The 23,043-nt window shown below is 69.0% G+C and carries 16 protein-coding genes; 7 read left to right on the top strand and 9 right to left on the bottom strand.

Translation table 11 applies throughout. From position 1 onward, the window contains the following. The first annotated feature begins 1 nt into the window (after position 1). Positions 2 to 421 (top strand): DNA polymerase III subunit chi, encoded by a 420-nt coding sequence (locus F788_RS0104235; protein ID WP_019589340.1) that lies wholly within the window; start codon positions 2 to 4, stop codon positions 419 to 421. 182 nt (positions 422 to 603) lie between these two features. Beyond that, positions 604 to 906, top strand: a complete 303-nt coding sequence (locus F788_RS0104230) for a high-potential iron-sulfur protein (RefSeq protein ID WP_019589339.1) — start codon at positions 604 to 606, stop codon at positions 904 to 906. 104 nt (positions 907 to 1,010) lie between these two features. On the opposite strand, the gene F788_RS0104225 is transcribed toward F788_RS0104230, so the two are convergent. Next, positions 1,011 to 1,613, bottom strand: a complete 603-nt coding sequence (locus F788_RS0104225) for an outer membrane protein (RefSeq protein WP_019021172.1) — start codon at positions 1,611 to 1,613, stop codon at positions 1,011 to 1,013. Between the two features lie 187 nt (positions 1,614 to 1,800). Between F788_RS0104225 and F788_RS0104220 the strand changes: the two genes are divergently transcribed. Next, positions 1,801 to 4,578, top strand: coding sequence for a valine--tRNA ligase (locus F788_RS0104220; protein WP_019589338.1), 2,778 nt, complete (start codon positions 1,801 to 1,803; stop codon positions 4,576 to 4,578). Positions 4,579 to 5,898: 1,320 nt separating this feature from the next. On the opposite strand, the gene F788_RS0104215 is transcribed toward F788_RS0104220, so the two are convergent. Genes F788_RS0104215 through F788_RS0104200 form a run of 4 tightly spaced genes read right to left on the bottom strand, consistent with a single transcriptional unit; the run spans position 5,899 to position 10,995 of the window. Continuing rightward, complete coding sequence (locus F788_RS0104215) at positions 5,899 to 6,573, bottom strand: cytochrome b/b6 domain-containing protein (RefSeq protein ID WP_018946330.1); 675 nt, start codon at positions 6,571 to 6,573, stop codon at positions 5,899 to 5,901. Positions 6,574 to 6,578: 5 nt separating this feature from the next. Further along, complete coding sequence (locus F788_RS0104210; protein ID WP_019589337.1) at positions 6,579 to 7,760, bottom strand: lipocalin-like domain-containing protein; 1,182 nt, start codon at positions 7,758 to 7,760, stop codon at positions 6,579 to 6,581. Continuing rightward, positions 7,760 to 10,306 (bottom strand): ABC transporter permease, encoded by a 2,547-nt coding sequence (locus tag F788_RS0104205; RefSeq protein ID WP_019589336.1) that lies wholly within the window; start codon positions 10,304 to 10,306, stop codon positions 7,760 to 7,762. The genes F788_RS0104210 and F788_RS0104205 overlap by 1 nt, the downstream gene beginning before the upstream one ends. A gap of 5 nt (positions 10,307 to 10,311) precedes the next feature. Then, on the bottom strand, positions 10,312 to 10,995 hold the full coding sequence (locus F788_RS0104200) for an ABC transporter ATP-binding protein (protein WP_019589335.1): 684 nt from the start codon (positions 10,993 to 10,995) through the stop codon (positions 10,312 to 10,314). A gap of 417 nt (positions 10,996 to 11,412) precedes the next feature. Between F788_RS0104200 and mgtE (F788_RS0104195) the strand changes: the two genes are divergently transcribed. The 4 genes from mgtE (F788_RS0104195) to F788_RS0104180 all read left to right on the top strand — a co-directional run bounded on the left by mgtE (F788_RS0104195) (position 11,413) and on the right by F788_RS0104180 (position 15,777). Beyond that, the gene (gene mgtE, locus F788_RS0104195; RefSeq protein WP_018869934.1) at positions 11,413 to 12,774 is read left to right on the top strand and encodes a magnesium transporter; all 1,362 of its coding nucleotides are present in this window, start codon (positions 11,413 to 11,415) and stop codon (positions 12,772 to 12,774) included. Positions 12,775 to 12,785: 11 nt separating this feature from the next. Beyond that, positions 12,786 to 14,144, top strand: a complete 1,359-nt coding sequence (mgtE, locus tag F788_RS0104190; protein WP_019021178.1) for a magnesium transporter — start codon at positions 12,786 to 12,788, stop codon at positions 14,142 to 14,144. Between the two features lie 113 nt (positions 14,145 to 14,257). Then, the gene (gene ispG / locus F788_RS0104185; protein WP_026332700.1) at positions 14,258 to 15,484 is read left to right on the top strand and encodes a flavodoxin-dependent (E)-4-hydroxy-3-methylbut-2-enyl-diphosphate synthase; all 1,227 of its coding nucleotides are present in this window, start codon (positions 14,258 to 14,260) and stop codon (positions 15,482 to 15,484) included. Next, positions 15,481 to 15,777 carry a hypothetical protein gene (locus F788_RS0104180; RefSeq protein WP_019021180.1) on the top strand — a complete coding sequence of 99 codons (297 nt, stop codon included), beginning with the start codon at positions 15,481 to 15,483 and terminating at the stop codon, positions 15,775 to 15,777. Before ispG ends, F788_RS0104180 begins: the two co-directional genes overlap by 4 nt. 7 nt (positions 15,778 to 15,784) lie before the next feature. Here the strand turns inward: F788_RS0104180 and F788_RS0104175 are convergent, their stop codons facing one another. The 4 genes from F788_RS0104175 to pnp form a co-directional block, all read right to left on the bottom strand. Then, positions 15,785 to 16,705 (bottom strand): diguanylate cyclase, encoded by a 921-nt coding sequence (locus F788_RS0104175; protein WP_019589333.1) that lies wholly within the window; start codon positions 16,703 to 16,705, stop codon positions 15,785 to 15,787. Beyond that, positions 16,702 to 20,010, bottom strand: a complete 3,309-nt coding sequence (locus tag F788_RS0104170) for a response regulator (protein ID WP_019589332.1) — start codon at positions 20,008 to 20,010, stop codon at positions 16,702 to 16,704. Before F788_RS0104170 ends, F788_RS0104175 begins: the two co-directional genes overlap by 4 nt. Positions 20,011 to 20,116: 106 nt before the next feature. Then, positions 20,117 to 20,737, bottom strand: coding sequence for a class I SAM-dependent methyltransferase (locus F788_RS0104165; RefSeq protein ID WP_018869940.1), 621 nt, complete (start codon positions 20,735 to 20,737; stop codon positions 20,117 to 20,119). Between the two features lie 59 nt (positions 20,738 to 20,796). Continuing rightward, positions 20,797 to 22,884 carry a polyribonucleotide nucleotidyltransferase gene (gene pnp / locus F788_RS0104160; protein ID WP_019589331.1) on the bottom strand — a complete coding sequence of 696 codons (2,088 nt, stop codon included), beginning with the start codon at positions 22,882 to 22,884 and terminating at the stop codon, positions 20,797 to 20,799. Between the last annotated feature and the right edge of the window lie 159 nt (positions 22,885 to 23,043).

The following is a 23,043-nucleotide window of genomic DNA, read 5'->3' as shown; positions in this document are numbered from 1 at the left end:
CATGACCCGCGTCACCTTCTACCTGCTGCAGGATGCGCAGCCTGACGCGCGCCTGCGGCTGGCCTGCAGACTGGCCGAGAAGGCCTCGCGCCAGGGCCACCGGGTGCACGTCCACACCGGGGACCCGGCCCTGACGCAGAGCCTGGACGAATGGCTCTGGACCTTCCGTGACACCGCCTTCCTGCCCCACGCCACCGAGGTGGACGCCGCCGACGTGCCGGTGACCCTGCACGATTCCCGTGCCCCGACCACCCACTGCGACGTGCTGGTGAACCTGGCCGCCGAGGTCCCCGAATACTGCGGGCGTTTCGAACGCGTGGCCGACATCGTCGGCGGCGACGAAGCCGGCCGCGCCGCCGGTCGCGCCCGCTGGCGCTACTTCCGCGACCGCGGCTATCCGCTGGAACACCACTCCATGTGAGATCCGTTGGCAGGCGATGCCCCTCCCCTGACCCGACCTTTGAGCTGGATCATGAATCCCTTCGATTCGAGTGGAAATGTGGTCCATTCACGTAGAACTCACGCGGACAATGGATGCAAGGTAGCGACGGCATCCGCAGAGATGCCCGTCACAAGAAAACTACCAGGAAGGAGGTCGGAACCATGTCCGACAAGACCGATATCAGCCGCCGTACCTTTCTCCGCCGCGCCTCCGCGGCCTTCGCCGCCATCCCGGTCGTGAGCATGGCCGGCATGTCCGTGGCCACGGCCAATCCCATGGCCGAGGACGGACACGCCCACAACTACGTGGCGGATGCCGCCAACGCCGATCACCCGGACTACTCCGAGGGCGAGCGCTGCGACAACTGCGCCTTCTGGGACGGCAACGGCGGATGCCATCACGCCGATTTCCAGGGCGTCAACGTCGCCGCGGGCGGCTGGTGCGATGAGTGGGTCAGCGGCTGATCCCGCAACCCGCTCACGGGGCACCGGAATGCCCCGATACAACGGGCCCCGCACGCCACCCTGGCGCGCGGGGCCCCTTCATTCCGGTCCTGCCCCGTGGGGCTTCAGAAGCGGTAACCGATCGCGCCCTTCACCTGCCAGGAATCCGGATCCACATCGACCCCGCCAAGCACGGTTTCGTCTCCGTGGAAGGTCTGCGAATACTCGCCGCGGAAGAACATGCGGTTCTCGAGCTGGTACTCGACACCCACGCCACCGCGACCGCCCTCGTACGTCTCGGAATCCGACCCGAGCCCGTCGGCGGACACCTTGGCCTTGGTGCCCTGGTACCCGAGCAGACCGTAGACCAGCAGGTCGTCGTTGAAGACCCGGCCGAGACGCAGGTTCACGCCATAGCTGTGCTTCACATCCACGTCGTAATCCACACCGTTCCAGGTGGTCGAGTCGTCGGCCTGATCCAGCCAGAAGTCGAGCTCCACGCCCAGGTAGTAATTGTTCTCCGTGGTGCCGGTACCGATCACGCCACCGATGCCCACGTCGGTGTCGGACAGGGAGGGACCGGGATCCACATCAAAATCGTAGTCCACGATCACCAGCTGGCCACCGACGTATCCGCCGTGGAAGGTGTCGGCCTGGGCCACGGACAGGCCACCGACCAGCATCAGGGCACCGCCCACGGCGGCAGCAATCTTTCCTTTCGTGAACATCGGTCTTTCTCCTCGTTGTTATCCGGTTGCGGCGCACAGGCCCGCCACACTCAGCGGTCATCACGTTCGACTTATTCTCGCACACGGGCCGAGGGTTTCGACAGGCCGCGCAGGAAAACGGGTCACGAACTGCATCCCTCGTTATAATGCGCGGCTTTGCCATCCACACCCTGAGCCCGGCCCGACCATGGACAAGAGCTTCGACCCCAAGAGCATCGAACAGGCCCAGTACGAACGCTGGGAGGCCGCGAACATCTTCGCGCCGCCGGAGACGGGCGAGGCCAACTACTGCATCCTGCTGCCGCCACCGAACGTGACCGGCACGCTGCACATGGGGCATGCGTTCCAGCACACGCTGATGGACACCCTGATCCGCTACCGGCGCATGCACGGCGACCGCACCCTGTGGCAGGGCGGGACCGACCACGCCGGGATCGCCACGCAGATGGTGGTCGAGCGCCAGCTGGCGGCGCAGGAAAAGACCCGCCACGACCTCGGGCGCGAGGAGTTCGTCCGCGCGGTCTGGGACTGGAAGAACGAATCCGGCGGGACCATCACCCGGCAGATGCGCCGGCTGGGCGATTCGGTGGACTGGTCGCGCGAGCGCTTCACCATGGACGACGGGCTCTCCGAGGCAGTGCTCGAGGTCTTCGTGCGCCTGTTTGACGAGGGCCTGATCTACCGCGGCAAGCGCCTGGTCAACTGGGACCCGGTACTGCACACCGCGCTGTCCGACCTGGAGGTGCTGTCGGAGGAGGAAAACGGCCATCTGTGGCACTTCCGCTATCCGCTGGCCGACGGCTCCGGGCACCTGACCGTGGCCACCACGCGCCCGGAGACCATGCTGGGCGACACCGCCGTCGCGGTGCACCCGGAGGACGAGCGCTACCGCCACCTGATCGGCAAGACCATCCGCCTGCCGCTGGTCGGGCGCGAGATCCCGATCATCGCCGACGACTACGTCGAGTCCGAGTTCGGCTCCGGCTGCGTGAAGATCACCCCGGCGCACGACTTCAACGACTACGCGATGGGCCAGCGTCACGACCTGCCGGTGATCAACATCCTGACCATCGATGCCTGCCTGAACGACAACGTGCCCGAGGCCTACCGCGGACTGGACCGCTATGAGGCCCGCAAGCGCGTGGTGGCCGATCTGGATCACCTCGGCCTGCTGGAAAAGACCGAGGACCACCGCCTGATGGTCCCGCGTGGCGACCGCTCCGGCACCGTGGTCGAGCCCTATCTGACCGACCAGTGGTACGTGAAGGCCGGCCCGCTGGCCGAACCGGCGATCAAGGCGGTGGAGGACGGCCGCATCCGCTTCGTGCCGGAGAACTGGTCGAAGACCTACTTCGAGTGGATGCGCAACATCGAGGACTGGTGCATCTCGCGCCAGATCTGGTGGGGCCACCGTATCCCGGCCTGGTACGATAGCGATGGCAACGTGTATGTCGGGCGCTCCGAGGACGAGGTGCGCGAGAAGCACGGCCTGGGCACCGAGGTGGCGCTGGAACAGGACGAGGACGTGCTCGACACCTGGTTCAGCTCGGCGCTGTGGCCGTTCTCCACCCTCGGCTGGCCGCAGGAGACGCCGGAACTGCGCGACTTCTACCCGACCAGCGTGCTGGTCACCGGCTTCGACATCATCTTCTTCTGGGTCGCCCGCATGATCATGATGGGCGAGCACTTCATGGGCGACGTGCCCTTCCGCGAAGTCTACGTCACCGGCCTGATCCGCGACTCGGAAGGCCAGAAGATGTCCAAGTCCAAGGGCAACGTGATCGACCCGATTGATCTCATTGACGGCATCAGCGCCGACGACCTGGTGGCCAAGCGCACCCAGGGCCTGATGCAGCCGCAGATGGCGAAGAAGATCGAGAAGACCACGCGCAAGGCCTTCCCCGACGGCTTCCCCGCGTTCGGAACCGATGCCCTGCGCTTCACCCTGGCCGCGCTGGCCACCACCGGGCGCGACATCAAGTTCGACCTCGGCCGCATCGAGGGCTACCGCAACTTCTGCAACAAGCTGTGGAATGCCTCGCGCTTCGTGCTGATGAACGTCGAGGGCCACGACTGCTCGGCCGCGGACGACACGGCGGAGCACCGCACCCTCGCCGATCGCTGGATCCTCGACCGCCTGGCCGAAACCGCCGCGACCGCCACGCAGCAGCTCGACGCCTACCGCTTCGACCTCGCCGCCCAGACGCTCTACGAGTTCACCTGGCACGACTACTGCGACTGGTACCTGGAGCTGACCAAGCCGGTGCTGAACGACGACGCCACGCCGGAGGCGGTCAAGCGCGCCACGCGCAATACGCTGGTCACTGTGCTCGAGGCCCTGCTGCGCCTGCTGCACCCGGTGATCCCGTTCATCACCGAGGCGATCTGGACCAGTGCGAAGCCGCACGCCGGCATCGGCGACGACGTCGAGTTCCTGGTGCAGCGCCCCTGGCCGGCGCAGGACGGATTCCCGCGCGATGCCACCGCCACCGCCGAGCTCGACTGGGTCAAGGACTTCATCACCGGCCTGCGCCGGATCCGTGCGGAGATGGACATCGCCCCGGGCAAGCCGCTGCCGGTGCTGGTGAAGAACTGGAGCGACGCCGACCGGGAGCGCTATCAGCGCCACCGCGCCCTGCTGGAATTCCTCGGCAAGCCCGAGGACGTCACCTGGCTGGACGCCGCCGACGAGGCCCCGGAATCCGCCATGGCCCTGGTCGACGAGATGCAGCTGCTGATCCCCCTGGCCGGCCTGATCGACAAGGACGCCGAGCTCGCCCGCCTGGACAAGGAGATCGACAAGCTCGACAAGAACCTCGAGCAGAGCGAGAAACGCCTGTCCAACGAGAGCTTCGTCGACCGCGCCCCGGCCGAGGTGGTGCAGAAGGAGCGCGACCGCGTCGCCGAGATGCAGGCCACCCGCGAGCAGCTCGCCACGCAACGCGAACGCATCCGCGCGATGTAACGCCGGCGCGGTGCTCGCCGCCCGGTGCCGCCCCCCGGCCCCGGCACCCGGCACCCGGCACCCGGCACCCGGCACCCGGCAAAGGCTGCAGGAGCTTGCTTGCAAGCGAACAGGAGCTGCTACCCGACCGCTGCCGCGGCGCTTCGGGCTACTGCCTGTGCTTGATCGCTGCCGCGGGCCTTGAGCTGGCGCTGCAGAGTCGGCGGTTTTGGCTGCCGCCGGGGGTGCGCTCTCTCGCGAGCGCGCCGCGAGGTCCTTTCTTGCTTGCCCAAGAAAGGACCCAAAGAAGGGCACCCGGAGCTCGCCCGGGAACCTTGCTCCGGGTGCCCCGCGCCGGCGGCGCCGAACTCGCGAAGCTACGCTTCGCTCAGACAGCCGGCGCCTTGTTTCCGGCGCGGGGCACCCTCCGCAAGGGGCTCGCAACGGGAGGGGGGTAAACCGGAGGCGCTCCGGCCATTGGTGCCCCGGTCCCGGCCCGGCTGATCGTGGGGCGCCCGAATCGTGCATTCCCCGGTTCCTGATGCAGCGGCGGTCCGGTGCACCAACGGATTCAAGCTTTGGTACGGGCCCTTCGCAGAGCTCATTCCCGTCCATCCTTAAAAGGAATCGCGTGTGGGCAGAAGCTCCACCCGAAACCCTGATGGAAGAAGATCATGTGGCTCGGCAGGGCATGCCCATGGCCCTACCCGGGCACCCTCCCGGTGCCGGGTATGCAACAGTGACTGTGGGAGCTTGCTTGCAAGCGAACCGAAGGCTCGTGGTGTCCTTTGGGGGCGACATCTTCCCATGCGACACGGCATCCGGGCCCCGATCGGCCGGAGGGCCGGCCTCCTGCGGGGGCAGACTTCAACACGGTAGGAGGCGAGCCCTCTCGCCGATCCGACACAATCGGTTGCCAACGGTCCTGGTCTCGGCCGGGGGCGTTCATAACCCCCGGCCTGCCCGCCTGGCGAAAAAGGAACGGGCGGTGGTCCTGCAGCCCCGTTTGCCGCACCGAGCGCAGAGGTCGGGCGCGGGAGAAAAGGCGCTGCTTGTCCGAGCGAAGCGCAGCTTCGCGAGTTCAGCGCCGCCCGCGACCGGCCTCGGAGCGAGGGCATCCCGGGCCGCGTCAGCGGACCGGGATGCGGCAGTCGGGGTGACTTCTTTGGGTCCTTTCTTGTTCACACAAGAAAGGACCTCGCGGCGCGCTCGCGAGAGAGCGCAACACCCCCGGCGGCAACCGAAAACCGCCGACTCCGCAGCGCCAGCTCAAGGCCCGCGGCAGCGATCAAGCACAGGCACCAGCAGCCCGTTCGCTTGCAAGCAAGCTCCCACAACCTGTTATCCCCAGACGGACCCGACCCCGAACACCAGTGCGGCCACCATCAGCGCCAGCACCAGCCCGAACCAGGGATTCGCGATATGCGGGTGGTCCGACCAGGCCCCGCGCTTGTAGCCGGTAATCATCGCGCCGATCAGGCGGATCCGCAGGATGAACTGGTAGGTGAACACGGCCAGTACGTGGACGCCGATCACGATCAGCAACAGATCGAAGTTCCAGTTGTGCAGCCGCGTCATCGTACGTTCGACGTCACGGCTGACGGAATCGGCCAGCGGCCCCTGGTTGAAGATGTCGTCATTGGCGAACAGCCCGGTGACCGCCTGCACCAGCAGCAGCACCAGCATCAGCAGGACCGCCCAGCCACCCAGCGGGTTGTGGCCGAGGTATTCGGGTGCCGTCCCGCGCAGTCGGCCCCACACGTAACGCGCGACCGTCACCGGCCCCGCCAGCCAGTGGCGAAAACGCGCCGTCTCGCTGCCGACAAAGCCCCACACGATGCGGAACAGCAGCAGCCCCAGCACGGTGTAACCCAGCCACTTGTGCCACCGGAACAGCATGAATTCGGTGCTGGTGTACCACAGGCCCACCAGACACAGCAGCAGTCCCCAGTGAAAAACCCGCGTCGGCCAGTCCCAGACCTTCACCCGCAGGGCATCCGCGTTGCCACCGGTCATTCCGTTCATTCTTCGTCCTCGCGTTCATAGCCGGTCAGTTCCACGAAGCCGCGGCCCAGAAGCTCGCCCTCCTCGTCACGGATGTCCACCGCGCCTTCCCAGTAGGGAATGACCGTATCCATTTCCTGAAATTCCCGCACCGCCTCCACGCGGAAACGCCGGGGCGAGTTGCCATCCGGCAGCGTGACCGTCATCGCCCAGACCACCGGATAGCGGTTCCCCGAGGGCATGCGCGCATGCCGCAGCGGGTCCAGCTCCACATGCTCCGGGCGCAGCTCGTGGTCCGGGGCATCGGCCGGCATCCAGCGGCCCTTCGAAAGCTCATGGGGCGTGCCGTCATCGCGCCGCAGCTGGTAGTACATCAGGTCGGTCCCGTCGTCGAACTGCAGGGCAAACCAGTTCCAGCCGATCTGGCCCTCGGCCAGGGCGCCGCTGCTCCATTCGCGGTCCAGCCAGGCCTGCCCCGAAAGCGCCCGTTCCGCCCCGTCCGCATCGCGCAGGGTGCCGCGCGCGGCGATCCGAGGGACGGAATAGTAGTAGGACGCATTGCCCGGCTCCGGCCCCTTCTGGCTCAGCCCTGCCTCGCCCTGCAGCACCGGGGCGCGCTCCGGTTTCAGCTCCAGTTCCAGTTCGCGCCCGTCCACCGTGAACTGCAGATCCCAGGTGTCGCCCGCCAGGCCGGTCAGCGCCCAGTCCTCCAGCCACACCCGGCCCACCGGCTCGCTGGCACCCGCCAGCCCGGCGGCATCCCGGGCGAAGCGCTCCTCCGAGGCATGCCAGTCGCCCTCCACGTCGAGGATCGCGGCATGCGCCATCCACAGACGCGGCGTGGCCCAGATCGACCCGTGAAACGCCGGGTCGCCCTCCAGCTCCGGCGCCAGCGCCACCCGGAAGAAGGTGATGTGGAACCCGTGGCGGCCGCCGTCGGGGCCCTCCAGATTGCCGGTCAGATACCACCACTCGTTGCGAAACCCCGGATGTGGCCCATGATCCCGCGGGAACTCGAACGCGCGCGGCTCCTCGGCCCGGCGAAAGCCCTCGACGTCCTCCTCGCCCAGGGCATCGGCGACGCGCAGCGCGGTCCCCTCTTCGTCGGACGCGGGGTCCGGCGGCTCCCCGCCACAGCCCGCCAGCCACACACCCGGCAGCAACAGCACAAGCAGCCCCGCTCGCAGCATGCCCCGCATCAGGTCACCTCCCGCAACGCCGGCAGCAGACGCATCCGGGCCATGCGCCAGGCCGGCCACAACGACGCCAGCAGCGCGGCCACCATCCCCACGGCCACGGTGCCCGCGACCTCACGCCCGGGCCAGCGCAGGTCCATGCCCCAGCCGAAGGCCTGACGATTGATCACCTCGATCAGGATCCAGCCCATCCCCAGCCCCCCGGGGATCGCCGCGAGCACCGCGAACAGCCCCAGCACCCCGCCCTGCAGCAGCACCAGGCCCCGCACGCCCCGGGGCTCCAGCCCCAGGCTGCGCAGCGTCGCGAACTCGCGGGCGCGCTCCATCTGCAGCGCCATCAATGCCCCGAGGATGGCGATGAAGGCTACTACGAGGGTGATGATGCGCAGCAGGTGGGTGACCGCGAAGGTCCGGTCGAAGATCGCCATGGATTCCTCCTCGAGAGTGTCGGGCCGCGTTACCACCGCGGCCGGATCCCGCTCCGCCAGCCACGCCTCGATGCGTTCGGCCGCGGCCTCCGGATCGGCATCCGGCGGCAGCACCAGCCCGAACGAACCCACGCCCGCCGGTGCCGGCCCGTCCCGGGCATACGCCGCATGGGGCATCATTACCCGCCCCCGAGGCGAGCCATAGTCCCGGTAGACCCCTGCCACCGCGAATGACCGGCGGCCGCCCGGCACCGCCAGCTCCAGGCCGTCGCCGGCCTGCAGGTCGTGGTGGGCGGCGAAGGGTTCGGTCACCAGCACGGCGTCGCCGGCGGCCAGACGGTCCGCCAGCCCGCCCCGGGGACCATCCACCTGCAGCAGCGGCAGGTGTTCCAGCCAGTCGGGGTGCGGCCGCACCACGAACAGCTCGACCCGACCCGCGTCGCTGCCGGTCTCCACCGTGGTACCGGTACTCAGCGATTCGGCCCCGGATTCGCTCAACAGCGGCCCGGCCCAGTCCTGCGGCAGCCGGGCGGCATCCCGTGCCGCGGCCGGGGCGACCGGGGTCACATAGAGATCCGAGGTCAGGGCCTGTGCCAGCCACTGCTCCACGCTGCCGCGGAAGCTGCCCACCATCACCGACACCGCGATGGTGGCCGCCAGCGCCAGGGTCAGTGCCGAGGCGGCCGGGCCGCTGCGCGACAGGCTGCGCTCGAGGCTGCGCAGCCCGATCCGCGGCAGGCTGCGGCCGGCACTGACGACGGCCAGCCCGCGCAGCGCCCACCCCAGAACTCGGGGCAGCAGCAGCACGAAACCGGCGATCAGCAGGAACAGGCCGAAGAAGGCCCCCGGCAGCCCGGCCACGTCGGTGACCAGCACCCCGGCACCGGCGACCAGCAGGCCCAGGGACGTCACGGCCAGACGGTTGGCCCGCCGCCGCGCCCGCGCCTCGCCGGCCCCGGCACCCTGCCCCGACGGCCCCGCGTGGCGGGCCGCCTCCAGCGCCGGGGCCAGCGCGGCCAGCAGCGCCACGCCCACTCCCAGTGGCAGCACCGCCGCCAGTGCCAGCGGCCGGGGCGTGACCTGCGTGACCGCCGCGGCAAAGAAATGGTCGGTGACGGTCTGCGCCACCTGCGCGACCAGTGCCTGCGCCAGCGCGATCCCCGCCAGCGCCCCCAGCAATGTCCCGATCAGTCCGACCAGCGCCGCCTCCAGCAGGACCACGGCGACGACCCGACCGCGCCCCGCCCCCAGCAGGCGCAGGCTGGACAGGACCTCGCGCCGGCGCAGCACCGCGAAGGTCTGGGTGTTGTAGACCAGAAACGCCGCGATCAGCAGCGCCAGCAGGCTCATCGCCGTGAGGTTGATGCGAAACGCCCGAGCCAGCTCGCGCGAGGCCTGATCGCGCGCCCCGGACGCGACGATCTCCAGCTCCGCGGGGTTCACCCCCGCGGCCCCGGCGGCCTGCTCCAGCGCGCGTTCCATCGCCCGCTGCGCCTCGGCATCCTCCAGCCGCAGGTCGATGCGGTCGAGGCGCCCGTCGCGCCCCAGCAGGATCTGGGCGGTGGCGATGTCGGTCACCCACACCCGCCCGTCGTCCTCGCCGGCCCCGTCCGCCGCGAGTACCCGCACCGCGTGGCGGCCACCGGCCGCCAGCAGTTCGATCCGGTCGCCATCCGCCGCATCCTGCTCCGCGAACCACTGGCGTGGCGGCAATACCGTCCCGGGCTCGGTCAGCAGCCGCTGCACGGGTGCCGCGCCGATGTCCGAGGCGGCGCCGCGGAACGGCCCCTCGGCGAACGGGTCCACGCCCAGCAGATAGATACTGCGGCCGTCTTCCAGACGCGCGGCGCCTTCCACCACCGGCGCCGTCTCCCGCTGACCGGCGCTGCGCAGTTCCGCATACAGGGCCTCGGCAAAGCCCTCCGGCGGCCCCAGCACCTGATGGGTGGCGGTGCCGGCGACGGTCTCCATGGAACGGTCGAAGGCCCTCTGCGCGGACTGATTGGCCAGATCCACCGCCAGCACCACGGCCACCGCGATCACCACACCCAGCAGGGTCAGCATCCGCTGCAGCGGCCGGCGGCGCCAGTCGCGCATCCACGCCCGCCAGATCAGCCCCATGGCCGTCAGCCCTCCCGCAGAAGACCGTCGTGCATGGTGTGGATGCGGTCGAGGCGGCCGGCCAGTTCCGCGCTGTGGGTCACCAGCAGCAGGGCGCTGTCATGCGTGGCCACCTGCTCCAGCAGCAGCGAGAAGACCGACTCGCCCGTGACCGAATCGAGGTTGCCGGTGGGTTCGTCCGCCAGGATCAGGGCCGGCTGGTGCACCAGCGCGCGGGCGATCGCCACGCGCTGCTGTTCCCCGCCGCTGAGGGCTTCGGGCAGGCGTCCGCCCAGTCCTTCCAGGCCGACCGCCGCCAGCGCGGCGTCCGCACGCCGGCGACGCTCCGCGACCCGCGCCCGGCGGCCGGAAACGTCGTCGGGGAGCCCGGCCAGCTCCAGTGCCAGCATCACGTTCTCGCGCGCATCCAGGGTCGGGATCAGATGGAACGACTGGAACACGATGCCGGCGACACGCCGACGCAGACGCGTGCGGCCGGCCTCGTCCAGGGCACCGAGTGAAGTCCCCGCCAGCCGCACCTCGCCCCCGCCCGGGCGCTCCAGCCCCGCGGCCAGGTGCAGCAGGGTGGATTTGCCGGAACCGCTCTCGCCGACGATCGCCACCCGCTCCCCCGGCGCCAGCGTCAGATCCACCCCGCGCAGCACCGGCGTCTCCGGCGCGCCGGGATAGGCGAACGTCAGCGCGGCCACGTTCAGAACGGGATCCTGCGACGGGGCAGCGGATGGGGACGGCGACGAAGACATGCTCGGCTCCAGACGGGGTCAAACAAGCGACCGGGCGCAGCCCCGAAGGTTCGCGCGAGTGCTCAAACCGGTGCAAGCATCGCACGCAAGCACTTGAGTGAAACAGAGGATCCGTTAGAATAACGGGACCTGCCACAAGGGAACGCATGATGAAACGCCGAACACGCTGTCGATCTATCGTCGCCCGGCCGTAAGCACTGCGCACCCTTCTCCGCCGCTGCCGCCGGGCCTCATGACACAAGAGCGCCGGGAGGCGGCCGGATCCTGCGATCTGCCCCGTCCTGGAAATCCGATTACGACGGTCCCTCGTCGTCACCGCGCCGCGCGTGCCGGTGATCCGCCAGCGACCGCCGGGAGCAGGGCATGGAACACAACCTCGAACAGTCCATCATCGAACTGCGCGAACTGGTCCGGCTGGACGACCGCGCCGGCCTGGATGAGCTGCTGGATTACATGCGCATCCAGGACATTGCACATGCGCTGATGGAGCTGCCCGCGGACGCCGTTACCCCGATCTTCAACCGGCTGCATCCCGGGCGCAAGGCCGACGTCTTCGCCTATCTCGACATCCCCTTCCAGCTGCGACTGCTGGGTGCGTCGTCACGCGAGGATGCGCGCTTTCTGCTCTCCGAGATGGAGACCGACGACCTCACCGCGCTGCTGCAGACCCTGGACGCCGAACGCCTGCGCGAATACCTGCGCCTGCTGCCGTTCCGCGCCATCCGCCGTGCCCTGAAGCAGCTCAACTACCCCGAGGATTCGGTCGGCCGGGTGATGTCGCCGTCGGTGGTCGCGGTGGCCCCGGACTGGACGCTCAAGCGCGCACTGGCCCATGTGCGGCGCACCGGTGACGAACACTCCAACAACGTGATCTTCGTGGTCGACGATGACCGCACCCTGCTGGCCGCCATCCCCATCCGGCGCTTCCTGCGCGCCGAGCCCGACAGCCCGGTACGCAGCCTGATCGACGACGAATCGCCCTACACCGTGCAGGTGGACGCCGACCGCGTCGAGGCCGCGCGGCGCATCCAGCACTACGACATCGAGAGCCTGCCGGTGGTGGGCGACAACGGCGAGCTGCTGGGCGTGGTCACGGTGGACGACGTCATGGACGTGATCGAGGCCGAGTCCACCGAGGATTTCCACAAGCTGGGTTCGGTGGGCAACCTCCCGCTGAGTCCGCGCCAGGCGAGCCCGTTCCTGCTGTATCGCAAGCGGGTCGGCTGGCTGCTGGGGCTGGTGGCGTTCAACACCCTGGGCGCCCTGATGATCTCGCAGTACGAGGAGGCCATCGAGGCGGTGGCGGTGCTGGTGTTCTTCCTGCCGCTGATCATCGACTCCGGCGGCAACGCCGGGGCGCAGAGCTCGACCCTGATGGTGCGCGCGATGGCCACCGGCGAGGTCACCACGCGCGACTGGCTGCGCCTGTGGGCCAAGGAACTGGGCGTGGCCACCGGGATCGGCGTCAGCATGGGGATCGCGGTATCGCTGCTGGGTCTGTGGCGCGGCGGCATGGAGATCGCGGTGCTGGTGGCGGTCGCGATGACCCTGATCGTGGCCTTCGCCAGCATGGTCGGCATGCTGCTGCCGGTCATCCTGCGCAGCCTCAAGCTCGACCCCGCGACCGCCAGCGTGCCACTGGTCACCGCCATCGCCGACCTCGGCGGCATCGCCATCTATTTCTCGCTGGCCGTGGCCATGCTCGGCCTTGCCACGCCGGCCTGAGGGGAACCCGCATGAGTCCGACCGATCACGACATCGACAACCTACCCGACACCCTGCGCACCGCTCTGGAGCAGGGCTCCGACGGCCCGCTGAACGCGATCTGCAACGCGCATGCGGCACCCGACCTGTCGGACGCGCTGGAGACCCTGCCCGAGGATCAGGCAGTCGCCTTCTTCCAGCGTCTGGAGCCGGCCTGCGCCGCGCCGGTGTACGCGCACCTGGAGCCCGATCATCAGTCCCGGGTACTGGCCGCGCTGGACGAGCAGCAGGCCGCGGACCTGGTCGCCGCCCTTTCGCTGGACGACGCCGTGGCGGTGATCGACGGCCTGGGCGACGACCATGCCGACTCCCTGATGGAGACCCTCCCGGCGGAGAGCCAGGAGGCGGTGGGCTCGCTGCTGGCCTATCCGGAAGAAAGCGCCGGGCGCGTGATGACCCCGGAGTACGTCACCGTGCAGCCCGAATGGACGGTGAGCGAGGCCATGGAACATCTGCGCGCCCACCACGAGGTGGCGGAGACCGTGAACACGGTGTTCGTGACCACCGCGGCCGGCGAGCTGCTGGCCTGGGTGCGGCTGAAGGAGCTGCTGCTGGCGCGCGCCTCCGCGCGGGTTGCCGACCTGATGCACACCGACGTGGCCAGCATCACCGCCGAGGAGGACCGCGAGGAGGCGGCCCACCGCATCAGCCACTACGACCTCAACGTGCTGCCGGTGGTCGACGACCAGGGCCACATGCTGGGCATCATCACCGTCGACGACGTCATGGACGTGCTGCGCGCGGAAACCACCGAGGACTTCCACCGCATGGCCGCGGTGGGCGACGTGGTGCTGTCGCTGCGCGACGCCAGCATGGGCCTGCTGTACCGCAAGCGCATCGGCTGGCTGCTGATCCTGGTGGTGGTCAACATCTTTGCCGGGCTGGCGATCGCCCGCTACGAGGCGGCCATCGAGGCGGTGGTCGCCCTGGTCTTCTTCCTGCCGATGGTCATCGCCACCGGCGGCAACACCGGTTCGCAGGCCGCAACCCTGGTGGTGCGCTCGCTGGCGGTCAACGATGTCCGATTGCGCGACGCCTGGCGCCTGGGGGGCAAGGAACTGCTGGTCTCGACCGCACTGGGCGTGACCCTGGCGGCCGCCATCTGGCTCTCCGGCAACTGGCTGGGCTCGCTGGAGGTCGCCAACGCCATCGCCCTGGGCATGTTCCTGGTGGTGGTGTTCGGCGCGATGTTCGGCATGCTCCTGCCGTTTGCCCTGACCGCCCTGCGGCTGGACCCGGCGGTGGCCAGCGCGCCGCTGATCACCTCGGTGGTCGACATCGGGGGCATCCTGATCTATTTCGGCGTGGCCGTGGCCGTGCTGGGCCTGTAACGGGCATCACCGCCGCACAAGCACCCGCGCGGCCTGCGGCGGCTCGGCAGGCCCGCGCGACTGCGTTAGACTCGGCACCCGATCCGGCCCGACCCAGCACGCGAGTAACGACCATGAGCACGCCTCCCGTCCGGCACCGCACCGTCCCCGTCCGCGTTGGTCCCGTGACCGTGGGCGGCGAGCATCCCGTGGTGGTCCAGTCGATGACCAACACCGACACCGCCGACGCCCTGCGCACCGCGGTCCAGGTGGCCGAACTGGCGCGCGCCGGCTCCGAGATCGTGCGCATCACGGTCAACTCGGCCGATGCCGCGAAGGCGGTGCCGGAGATCCGCGAGCGGCTCGACGCGATGGGCCTGGACGTGCCGCTGGTGGGGGACTTCCACTTCAACGGCCACAAGCTGCTGACCGAATACCCCGAATGCGCCGAGGCCCTGGCCAAGCTGCGCATCAATCCGGGCAACGTCGGTCGCGGCTCGAAGCGCGACACGCAATACCAGGCGATGATCGAGACCGCCATCCGCTTCGACCGTCCGGTCCGCATCGGCGTGAACTGGGGCAGCCTTGATCAGGAACTGCTGGCGCGCATGATGGACGAGAACGCGCAGCGCCCGGAGCCGCTGGAACCCCAGGCGGTGATGGAGCAGGCCCTGATCACCTCGGCGCTGGAGAGCGCCGCCGAGGCCGAACGCATCGGCCTGCCGCATGACCGCATCATCCTGTCGGCCAAGGTCAGTGGCGTGCAGCCACTGATCCGGGTCTACCAGGACCTGGCCGCGCGCTGCGACTACCCGTTGCACCTGGGCCTGACCGAAGCCGGCATGGGGGCCAAGGGGATCGTCGCCTCCACCGCCGCGCTGTCCGTCCTGCTGCAGCAGGGCATCGGCGACACCATCCGTATCTCGCTGACCCCGGAGCCCGGCGGCGACCGCACGCAGGAGGTCAGCGTCGCGCAGGAGATCCTGCAGAGCATGGGCCTGCGCAGCTTCCTGCCCTCGGTGGTGGCCTGCCCCGGCTGCGGCCGCACCTCCAGCGAATATTTCCAGCACCTGGCACAGGACATCCAGAGCTACATCCGCCAGCAGATGCCGACCTGGCGCCAGCACTACCCCGGGGTCGAGGAGATGACCGTCGCGGTGATGGGTTGCGTGGTCAACGGTCCCGGCGAGAGCAAGCATGCCGACATCGGCATCTCCCTGCCCGGCACCGGGGAGCAGCCGGTCGCGCCGGTCTACGAAGACGGCGAGAAGACCGTGACCCTCAAGGGCGAGCATATCGCCGAGGAGTTCCAGGCCCGCGTCGAGGCCTACATCGAACGCCGCTATGGGCAGGCCGGATGAGCGCGAGCGCCGACCACGACTCGCAACTGCTGCAACGCGTGCAGGCCCTGTTCGAGGATCCGCGCATTCAGGGCTGCAACTGGCAGCCGCGGCTGTTCTGGCACCCGACGGAAAGCGGTGGCGCCTTCGGTGCGCCGCGGGTGGACCCGCGCGAACTGGAGGTGTTCCTGGCGACGGTGGCGGGCGAGGCCTCGCAGTGTCTCGACGCCCTCGAGGCCGAGCGGCCCGGGCGCGGCCGCTTCCTGGCCGCCAACGCCCGGCGCCACGAACTCCCGCTGTTCACCCGCGCCTGAGCCCCGCTTACTCCTCCGGTCCGTCCGCGGCGCAGACCCGGTTGCGGCCTTCGGCCTTGGCCCGGTAGAGCTGCTCGTCGGCGCGCGCCACCACCCGCAGCGCGGAGCGGCGCGGCTGGCACTGCAGACTCGCCACCCCGAGGCTGGCGGTCACGTGATCCGCCACTTCGGACGCCGGGTGCGGAATGGCAAGCTCGGTGATGGCGACGCGCACCCGTTCCGCCACGGTGACTGCCTCCGCCAGCGCCGTATCCGGCAGGATGCAGGCGAATTCCTCGCCGCCGTACCGCGCCGCCAGATCGGCCGAGCGCGAGACGGTCGCGTCCAGTACCCGCGCCACCTCGCGCAGGCAGTCATCGCCGCGCACATGACCGAGGGTGTCGTTGAACGGCTTGAAATAGTCGATGTCCAGCAGGATGATCGAGAGTTCCCCCCCGGAACGGGCCAGCCGGGCGTTCTCCCCCTCCAGGGTCTCCTCGAACTGGCGCCGGTTGGCGAGTCCCGTCAGGCCATCGGTGACCGCCATGCGCGTCAGCTGGTCGCGGGCCCGTTTCAGTTCGATCTGATGCTGCACCCGCAGCTTCACCACGGGGGGATTGATCGGCTTGTTCACATAGTCAACCGCGCCCAGTTCCAGCCCGCGCGCCTCGCCCTCGGTGTCCCCCACGCCGGTGATGAAGATAACGGGAATGCTCGCCGTAGCACGCTCCGATTTCAGCCACTCGCAGACCTGAAACCCGTCGGTGCCGGGCATCATCACGTCCAGCAGGATCACGTCAGGCCGAGCCGAGGCCGCCAGGTCCAGGGCCTTGTGTCCGTTGGTGGCGAACAGCACCTCGTGCTCGTCCTCGAAGATGCCGGCCAGCAGCTCGATGTTCGCCGGTTCGTCATCCACCACCAGGATGCGTGCCCGATGCGCGCTGTTCATGATTCCTCCCCGGCCTGCTCCAGCAGCCGATCCAGGGCGGCCAGGGCCTGCTCGAAATCGAGTTCCTCGATCCGGGCCTCCAGTTCCCGCACCGTGGCGTCATGCCCCCGACCGAGCAGCCCCTCCTGCAGGGCACGGAACTCGGACCGGGCGCGGAGATTGTTGCTCTCGATCAGGGCCCGCAACTCCTGCAGGGCCGGGACGGGCAGGGCTCCGCCCGTCGGGGCCACCGGCCCGGCGGAAGCGTCCTCCGGCGCACCACCCGTGGCCCCGTCGGCAGCGTCCAGGCTGCGGGCGGCCTCGATGGCGGGGGCCAGATGCGACTCCAGATCGGGCAGCCGCGCGCGGGCGGACTGCGTGTCGCCGCCGGCCAGCTCGACTTCGATCGCCTCGGCCGCATCCCGCAAGGCATGCAGCTCCAGCGACCCGGCCACGCCTTTCAGGGAGTGCGCCAGGCGATGGGCGTCCTCGAGCTCACCCCGATCCAGCAGGCCGCGCAGTTCCGTTCCCACATCACGGTACCGCTCCTCGAGGCCGAGGATCATGCGCCGCAGCAGCGACGCCTTGCCGTTGCAGCGCGCCAGGGCCGCCGGCAGGTCGAACGGCGGCAGCTCGTCGGGCAATCCGTCCACTCCGCCACCGGCACTCGGCGCGGGGGCCGCGATTTCCCCGGCGGCGCCATCCGTGACCGGCGCCGCCTCGAATGCCGCCGGCTCGCGGCCCTCCGTGGGTGCGCGGTCCATCCCGGGGGCCGTCCCGCCGGAGGCCGCATGACGCGCCACCCAGGTCGCCAGGGTCCGAGCCAGTGCCTCCGGGTCGATCGGCTTGGTCACGTGGTCGTTCATCCCCGCATCCAGGCTCTTCTCGCGATCCCCCGCCATCGCGTGCGCGGTCATCGCAATCACCGGGAGCCGGGCGAGCGCGGGGTCCTCCCGCAGCCGGCGGGTCGCGGTCAGGCCATCCATCTCCGGCATCTGGATATCCATCAGTACCGCGTCGAACGCGTCGGCCCGCGCGACATCCACTGCCTCGCGGCCGTTCTCCACCGTGGTGACCTCGCAGCCCATGTCCTCCAGGAGTTCCACGGCGAGATCCCGGTTGATGGCGTTGTCCTCCGCCAGCAGGACGCGGACCCCGTCCAGCCGTGGCACTTCGTCGTCCGGCTCGGGGGCCGCCTCGCGCGGGGCCTGCTCGGCGTCAGCCACCTGCAGCAGCTCGACCATGGTGTCGTGCAGCGTGGATTCGGTCACCGGTTTCAGCAGGATCCCGTCCACGGTCTCCTCCGCCTGCTGCAGAACCTCGTCGCGACTGAAGCCGGTCACCATCAGCACCGATGGCACCTGCCGCTTGCGGCCGGAATTGATATGGCGGGCTACCTCAAGGCCGTCCATGCCCGGCATGCGCCAGTCGGTCAGGACCATGTCGTATGCCAGGCCCTGCTCCGGCGCCCGCTCCAGTACCTGCAGCGCCTCGGGGCCGGAGGCGGCGGTATCCGCGTCGATACCGAGGTCGCGCAGCATGGCGGCCAGGGTTTCGCGCGCCGCGGCGGAATCGTCCACCACCAGTACGCGGTGGCCGCGCAGCGAGCGTGAGAAGGAAGCACGTGCCGGTTGAGCCGGCTCGGTCTCGACCGCCAGGCGCACGGTGAAGCTGAAGGTCGACCCCTGGCCGGGCGTGCTTTCCACGCCGATGTCACCGCCCATCATCTCGACCAGCTGGCGGCTGATCGCCAGCCCCAGGCCGGTCCCCTCCTGGCGCCGGGTGATCGAGGCATCCAGCTGGGTAAAGGAACGGAACAGCCGGCGCGCCTCTTCTTCGTTCATGCCCGGACCGGTATCGCGCACGGAGAACCGCAGCGTGACATAGCCGTCGTCCACCGCCTCCGCGGAGACCTTCACCACCACCTCGCCCTGCTCGGTGAACTTGACCGCGTTGCCCACCAGGTTGGTCAGCACCTGCCCCAGACGCAGGGCATCCCCGCGCAGGTCCCGCGGGGTCCCCGGGGCGACGTGATGCACCAGTTCCAGGCCCTTCTCCTCGGCCCGGTGCCCGACCACGTCGGTGACCCCGTTGAGCACGGAATCGAGGTGGAACGGGGCATCTTCCAGTTCGAGCTTGCCGGCCTCGATCTTGGAGAAATCGAGGATGTCGTTGATCAGGCCGAGCAGGCGCTGGGCCGCGTTGTCGATCTTGTCCATGTACCCCCGCTGACGGGGGGTCAGTTCGGTCCGCCGGGCGAGGTGACTCATGCCGATGATCGCGTTCATCGGCGTGCGGATCTCGTGGCTCATGTTGGCCAGGAACTCGCTCTTCGCGCGGGTGGCGCTCTCCGCCTGCTCGCGTGCGAGCTTCATCTCGCTCTCCAGTTCCCGGCGCACCCGCACCAGCCGGTTGAGGATCAGCGCCGTGCCGCTTCCCACCAGGACCACGGCCACCACGGTCCACAGGGCGAACTGCCAGAGCAGATCGCGCAGCGGTTCGGTCACGGCCGAGCGATCCAGGCTCAGGACCTGGTACCAGTCCGTACCGGGAATGGGAGTGGCGTGCAGCAGGCGTTCCTCGCCATCCATCACCACCTCGCGCAGCTCACCCTCGTACGACGGGTCCAGCGGGTCGAAACCGCCGCCTTCCTCGATGGCATCCACCAGCGGCTGCAGCACCCGCGAGGAATCCGGGTGGGCAACCACCATGCCGTCCTCGTCGACCAGCACCATATGGCCGTCCCAGCGCAGATCCAGACCGGCCACGCTGGCAGCCACCTCCTGCAGGCCGATGTCCCCGGCCGCCACCCCGTGCAGCTCGCCGGTGTCGCGGTAGACCGGCGCGCCCATGGAGATGATCAGCCGGTCCTGCGCGGCATCTTCGAACGGCGTGGTGATATACAGACCATCGTTCAGCAGCGCACCCTCGTACCAGGGTCGCGTACGCGGGTCGAAATCACCCGGCAGTGAAGTCTCGGGATCCGACATGATCATGCCGCCCTGCGCGTCACCGACATAGGTCAGATCGACCTCGCCCATGCGCTCGAACTGCTGCAGCACCGGACGCGGATCGCGGCCGACCGGCACCTCTTCGGCCAGCCCCTCGATCAGACGCGCATTGGAAGAAAACCACTGGGACACGTAGAGTGCCGTGGACTCGGAAGTAGAAGTCACTTCCGAGCGCACCGCTTCGCGCGTTTCGCCCTCCAGCATCTGATACGCCACGGTCGCCAGCACTGCGCCCAGCAGCACGATGGCGGCCAGCACGAGCAGCAAAAGCCGGTAGTGGAAGGACTGGAAGGAGGCCTGGTCACGCTGAGTCATCGGCGGTTTCCCGGAGTAGGCATGCCACGCATGCGGGCACGGGATGATTCCCTCAAGACCCTAAGGGGTTCAGGCCTGTGGGCGCAAGCGCGCCGGAGGGGTCGGGTTATCCGGCCGGTTTGCGGAACGCCACCTGCTTCCAGTAACCGAACAGGCTGGCGGGTTCCACCGCCTCGGGCTCGCAGCCGGTCAGCTGCACGAAGTGGTCCAGCTCCATGTCCGGACGAAAGCCCACCGCCCGCGAAAGAGGCCGCAGGCTGCGTTCCACCCCGCGCAGCAGCCATTGCCGCGACGCGAAATGGTTGACCAGCAGGATCTGTCCGCCCGGGCGGCACACCCGCCACATCTCGGCGAACATGCGGTCGGGATTGGGGACCACGGACGCCACGTACATCCCGACCACCGCGTCGAAGCTGTCATCGCGGAAACCGAGAGCTTCGGCGTCCATCTCGGCCACCCCGCGCACCCCCGGCAGACCACCGTTGATGCGTTCCTGCGCGACCTGCAGCATCTCGCGCGACACGTCGATGCCGACCAGATCCACGCCGTCGGGGTACTCCGGAAACGAAATACCGGTTCCGACCCCGACCTCGAGGACCCGTTTGCCTTCCAGCGGCGCCAGGGTCTTCTGCGCGCTGTGCCGCCCGGTGGCGAACACCCGCCCGAAGGTCGCGTCGTAGTGCCGTGCGTAACGCCGGTAGCTCTTGCGTATGCTGACCAGATCCATGCCTGTCGTCCCCGAAGGAAACCGGGGCCCGGCCGGGGGCCGAACCCGCCGCCCCGTCCTCAGGCGTCTTCTTCGACCGCCTTCATGCTGAGCCGGATGCGGCCCTGCTTGTCGACCTCCAGCACCCGGACGGTGACCGAATCGCCCTCGGACAGGAAGTCGCTCACGTTCTCCACGCGCTCGTCGGAGATCTGCGAGATATGCACCAGCCCGTCACGACCCGGAAGGATCGACACGAATGCGCCGAAGTCCATGATCTTGGCGACCTTGCCGGTGTACTGACGCCCCACCTCGATGTCGGCGGTCAGCTCCTCGATGCGGCGCTTCGCCTCGTTGCCGGCGGCGGCATCGGTGGACGCGATCTTGACCGTGCCGTCGTCCCCGATGTCGATGGTGGTACCGGTCTCTTCGGTCAGGGTACGGATGGTCGCGCCGCCCTTGCCGATCACGTCGCGGATCTTGTCCGGGTTGATCTTCATGGTGATGAAGCGCGGTGCGTGTTCGGACATCTCCTGGCGATGGGTGTCCAGCTCGGCGTTCATGCAGCCGAGGATGTGCAGCCGGCCTTCGCGCGCCTGCTCCAGCGCCTGTTCCATGATCTCGCGGGTGATCCCGTCGATCTTGATGTCCATCTGCAGCGCGGTCACGCCGTCCGAAGTCCCGGCGACCTTGAAGTCCATGTCGCCCAGGTGGTCCTCATCGCCGAGGATGTCGGAGAGCACGGCGAAGCGGCCGTCCTCCTTGATCAGGCCCATCGCGATGCCCGCGACCGGGGCCTTCAGCGGCACCCCGGCGTCCATCAGCGCCAGCGAGGTGCCGCACACCGAGGCCATGGAACTGGAGCCGTTCGACTCGGTGATCTCGGAGACCACGCGCACCACGTAGGGGAAGTCCTCGTCGCTCGGCATCACTGCGGCCACGCCGCGCTTGGCCAGCCTGCCGTGGCCGATCTCGCGACGCTTGGGCGAGCCAACGAAACCGGTCTCCCCGGTGCAGTACGGCGGGAAGTTGTAATGCAGCATGAAACGGTCGCGACGCTCGCCCTCGATCGCGTCGATCACCTGGGCGTCGCGGTCCGTGCCCAGGGTGGCCACCACCATCGCCTGAGTCTCGCCCCGGGTGAACAGCGCGGAGCCATGGGCCCGCGGCAGGATGCCGGTCTGCACATCGATCGGGCGCACGGTCTTCGTGTCGCGGCCGTCGATGCGCGGGTGGCCCTCCAGGATACGGTCACGCACGAGGCGGTATTCCAGATCGTGCAGGGCCGTCTTGACCGCATCGGCATCGGGGCCGGATTCGTCGTCACTGGCCAGGGATTCGACCAGGCGGCTGCGCAGTTCGCTCAGGCGCTGGCTGCGGGTCTGCTTGTCGGCGATCTGGTAGATCTCGGTCAGCTCGTCGCGCGCGGCAGCGGCCACGCGCTCTTCCACCGAGGCCTCGCTCTCCGGCGCCTGCCAGTCCCAGGCCGGCTCGCCGGCTTCGGCCGCCAGTTCGTTGATCGCGCGGATCGCGGCCTGCATCTGTTCGTGGCCGTACATCACCGCGCCCAGCATGGTCTCCTCGGACAGCTCGCTGGCCTCCGACTCCACCATCAGGACCGCGTTTTCGGTCCCCGCCACGACCAGGTTCAGCTCGGATTCCTCCAGCGCGCTGAAGCTCGGATTCAACTGATATTCGCCGGCGCGGTAGCCGACCCGGGCGGCGCCGATGGGGCCGCCAAAGGGGACACCCGAGAGTACCAGCGCCGCGGAAGCACCGATCATCGCGGGGATGTCGGGATCCACTTCGGGATTGATCGAGACCACCGTTGCGATGACCTGGGTTTCGTTCTTGAAGCCTTCGGGAAACAGCGGCCGGATGGGACGGTCGATCAGGCGCGAGGTCAGGGTTTCCTTCTCGCTCGGGCGCCCTTCACGCTTGAAGAACCCGCCCGGGATCTTGCCCGCAGCATAGGTCCGTTCCTGGTAGTTGACGGTCAGGGGGAAGAAGTCGCGCCCCGGGTCGGCCTCCTTGCGGGCGACCACGGTGACCAGGACCACGGTCTCGGCCATGTTGACCAGCACCGCGCCGCTGGCCTGGCGGGCAATGTCTCCGGTTTCGAGCGTTACGGTGTGATTTCCGTACTGGAACGACTTCTTGTATGACACGTTTTTTCCCGTTTCCCTTTGAATCCCGATGCGGCCCGCCGACCGGCCGCCTTGCTGCAGCGGACGGCGGGCCCCGTAAAGTTCTTGCCGCAATCGATGCCCCGAACAGGGGCCCAAACAAACGGGCCCGCACCGGAGGCGCGGGCCCGAGGGGCGGGG

This window comes from Thioalkalivibrio sp. ALE10 (genome assembly GCF_000381385.1).
Taxonomy (GTDB): Bacteria; Pseudomonadota; Gammaproteobacteria; order Ectothiorhodospirales; family Ectothiorhodospiraceae; genus Thioalkalivibrio.
Note: the sequence above shows the minus strand (reverse complement) of the source record. Positions and strands in the feature narration are given on the sequence as shown.

What these genes read in the sequence shown, in the direction of transcription:
- F788_RS0104180 (WP_019021180.1), top strand. Translation starts at nt 15,481, where the DNA reads ATGAGCGCGAGCGCCGACCACGACTCGCAACTGCTGCAACGCGTGCAG.
- mgtE (WP_019021178.1), top strand. Translation starts at nt 12,786, where the DNA reads ATGAGTCCGACCGATCACGACATCGACAACCTACCCGACACCCTGCGC.
- ispG (WP_026332700.1), top strand. Translation starts at nt 14,258, where the DNA reads ATGAGCACGCCTCCCGTCCGGCACCGCACCGTCCCCGTCCGCGTTGGT.
- F788_RS0104215 (WP_018946330.1), bottom strand. Translation starts at nt 6,573, where the DNA reads ATGACCGGTGGCAACGCGGATGCCCTGCGGGTGAAGGTCTGGGACTGG.
- F788_RS0104175 (WP_019589333.1), bottom strand. Translation starts at nt 16,705, where the DNA reads ATGAACAGCGCGCATCGGGCACGCATCCTGGTGGTGGATGACGAACCG.
- F788_RS0104230 (WP_019589339.1), top strand. Translation starts at nt 604, where the DNA reads ATGTCCGACAAGACCGATATCAGCCGCCGTACCTTTCTCCGCCGCGCC.
- F788_RS0104220 (WP_019589338.1), top strand. Translation starts at nt 1,801, where the DNA reads ATGGACAAGAGCTTCGACCCCAAGAGCATCGAACAGGCCCAGTACGAA.
- F788_RS0104165 (WP_018869940.1), bottom strand. Translation starts at nt 20,737, where the DNA reads ATGGATCTGGTCAGCATACGCAAGAGCTACCGGCGTTACGCACGGCAC.
- mgtE (WP_018869934.1), top strand. Translation starts at nt 11,413, where the DNA reads ATGGAACACAACCTCGAACAGTCCATCATCGAACTGCGCGAACTGGTC.
- F788_RS0104210 (WP_019589337.1), bottom strand. Translation starts at nt 7,760, where the DNA reads ATGCGGGGCATGCTGCGAGCGGGGCTGCTTGTGCTGTTGCTGCCGGGT.
- F788_RS0104235 (WP_019589340.1), top strand. Translation starts at nt 2, where the DNA reads ATGACCCGCGTCACCTTCTACCTGCTGCAGGATGCGCAGCCTGACGCG.
- F788_RS0104205 (WP_019589336.1), bottom strand. Translation starts at nt 10,306, where the DNA reads ATGGGGCTGATCTGGCGGGCGTGGATGCGCGACTGGCGCCGCCGGCCG.
- F788_RS0104170 (WP_019589332.1), bottom strand. Translation starts at nt 20,010, where the DNA reads ATGACTCAGCGTGACCAGGCCTCCTTCCAGTCCTTCCACTACCGGCTT.
- F788_RS0104225 (WP_019021172.1), bottom strand. Translation starts at nt 1,613, where the DNA reads ATGTTCACGAAAGGAAAGATTGCTGCCGCCGTGGGCGGTGCCCTGATG.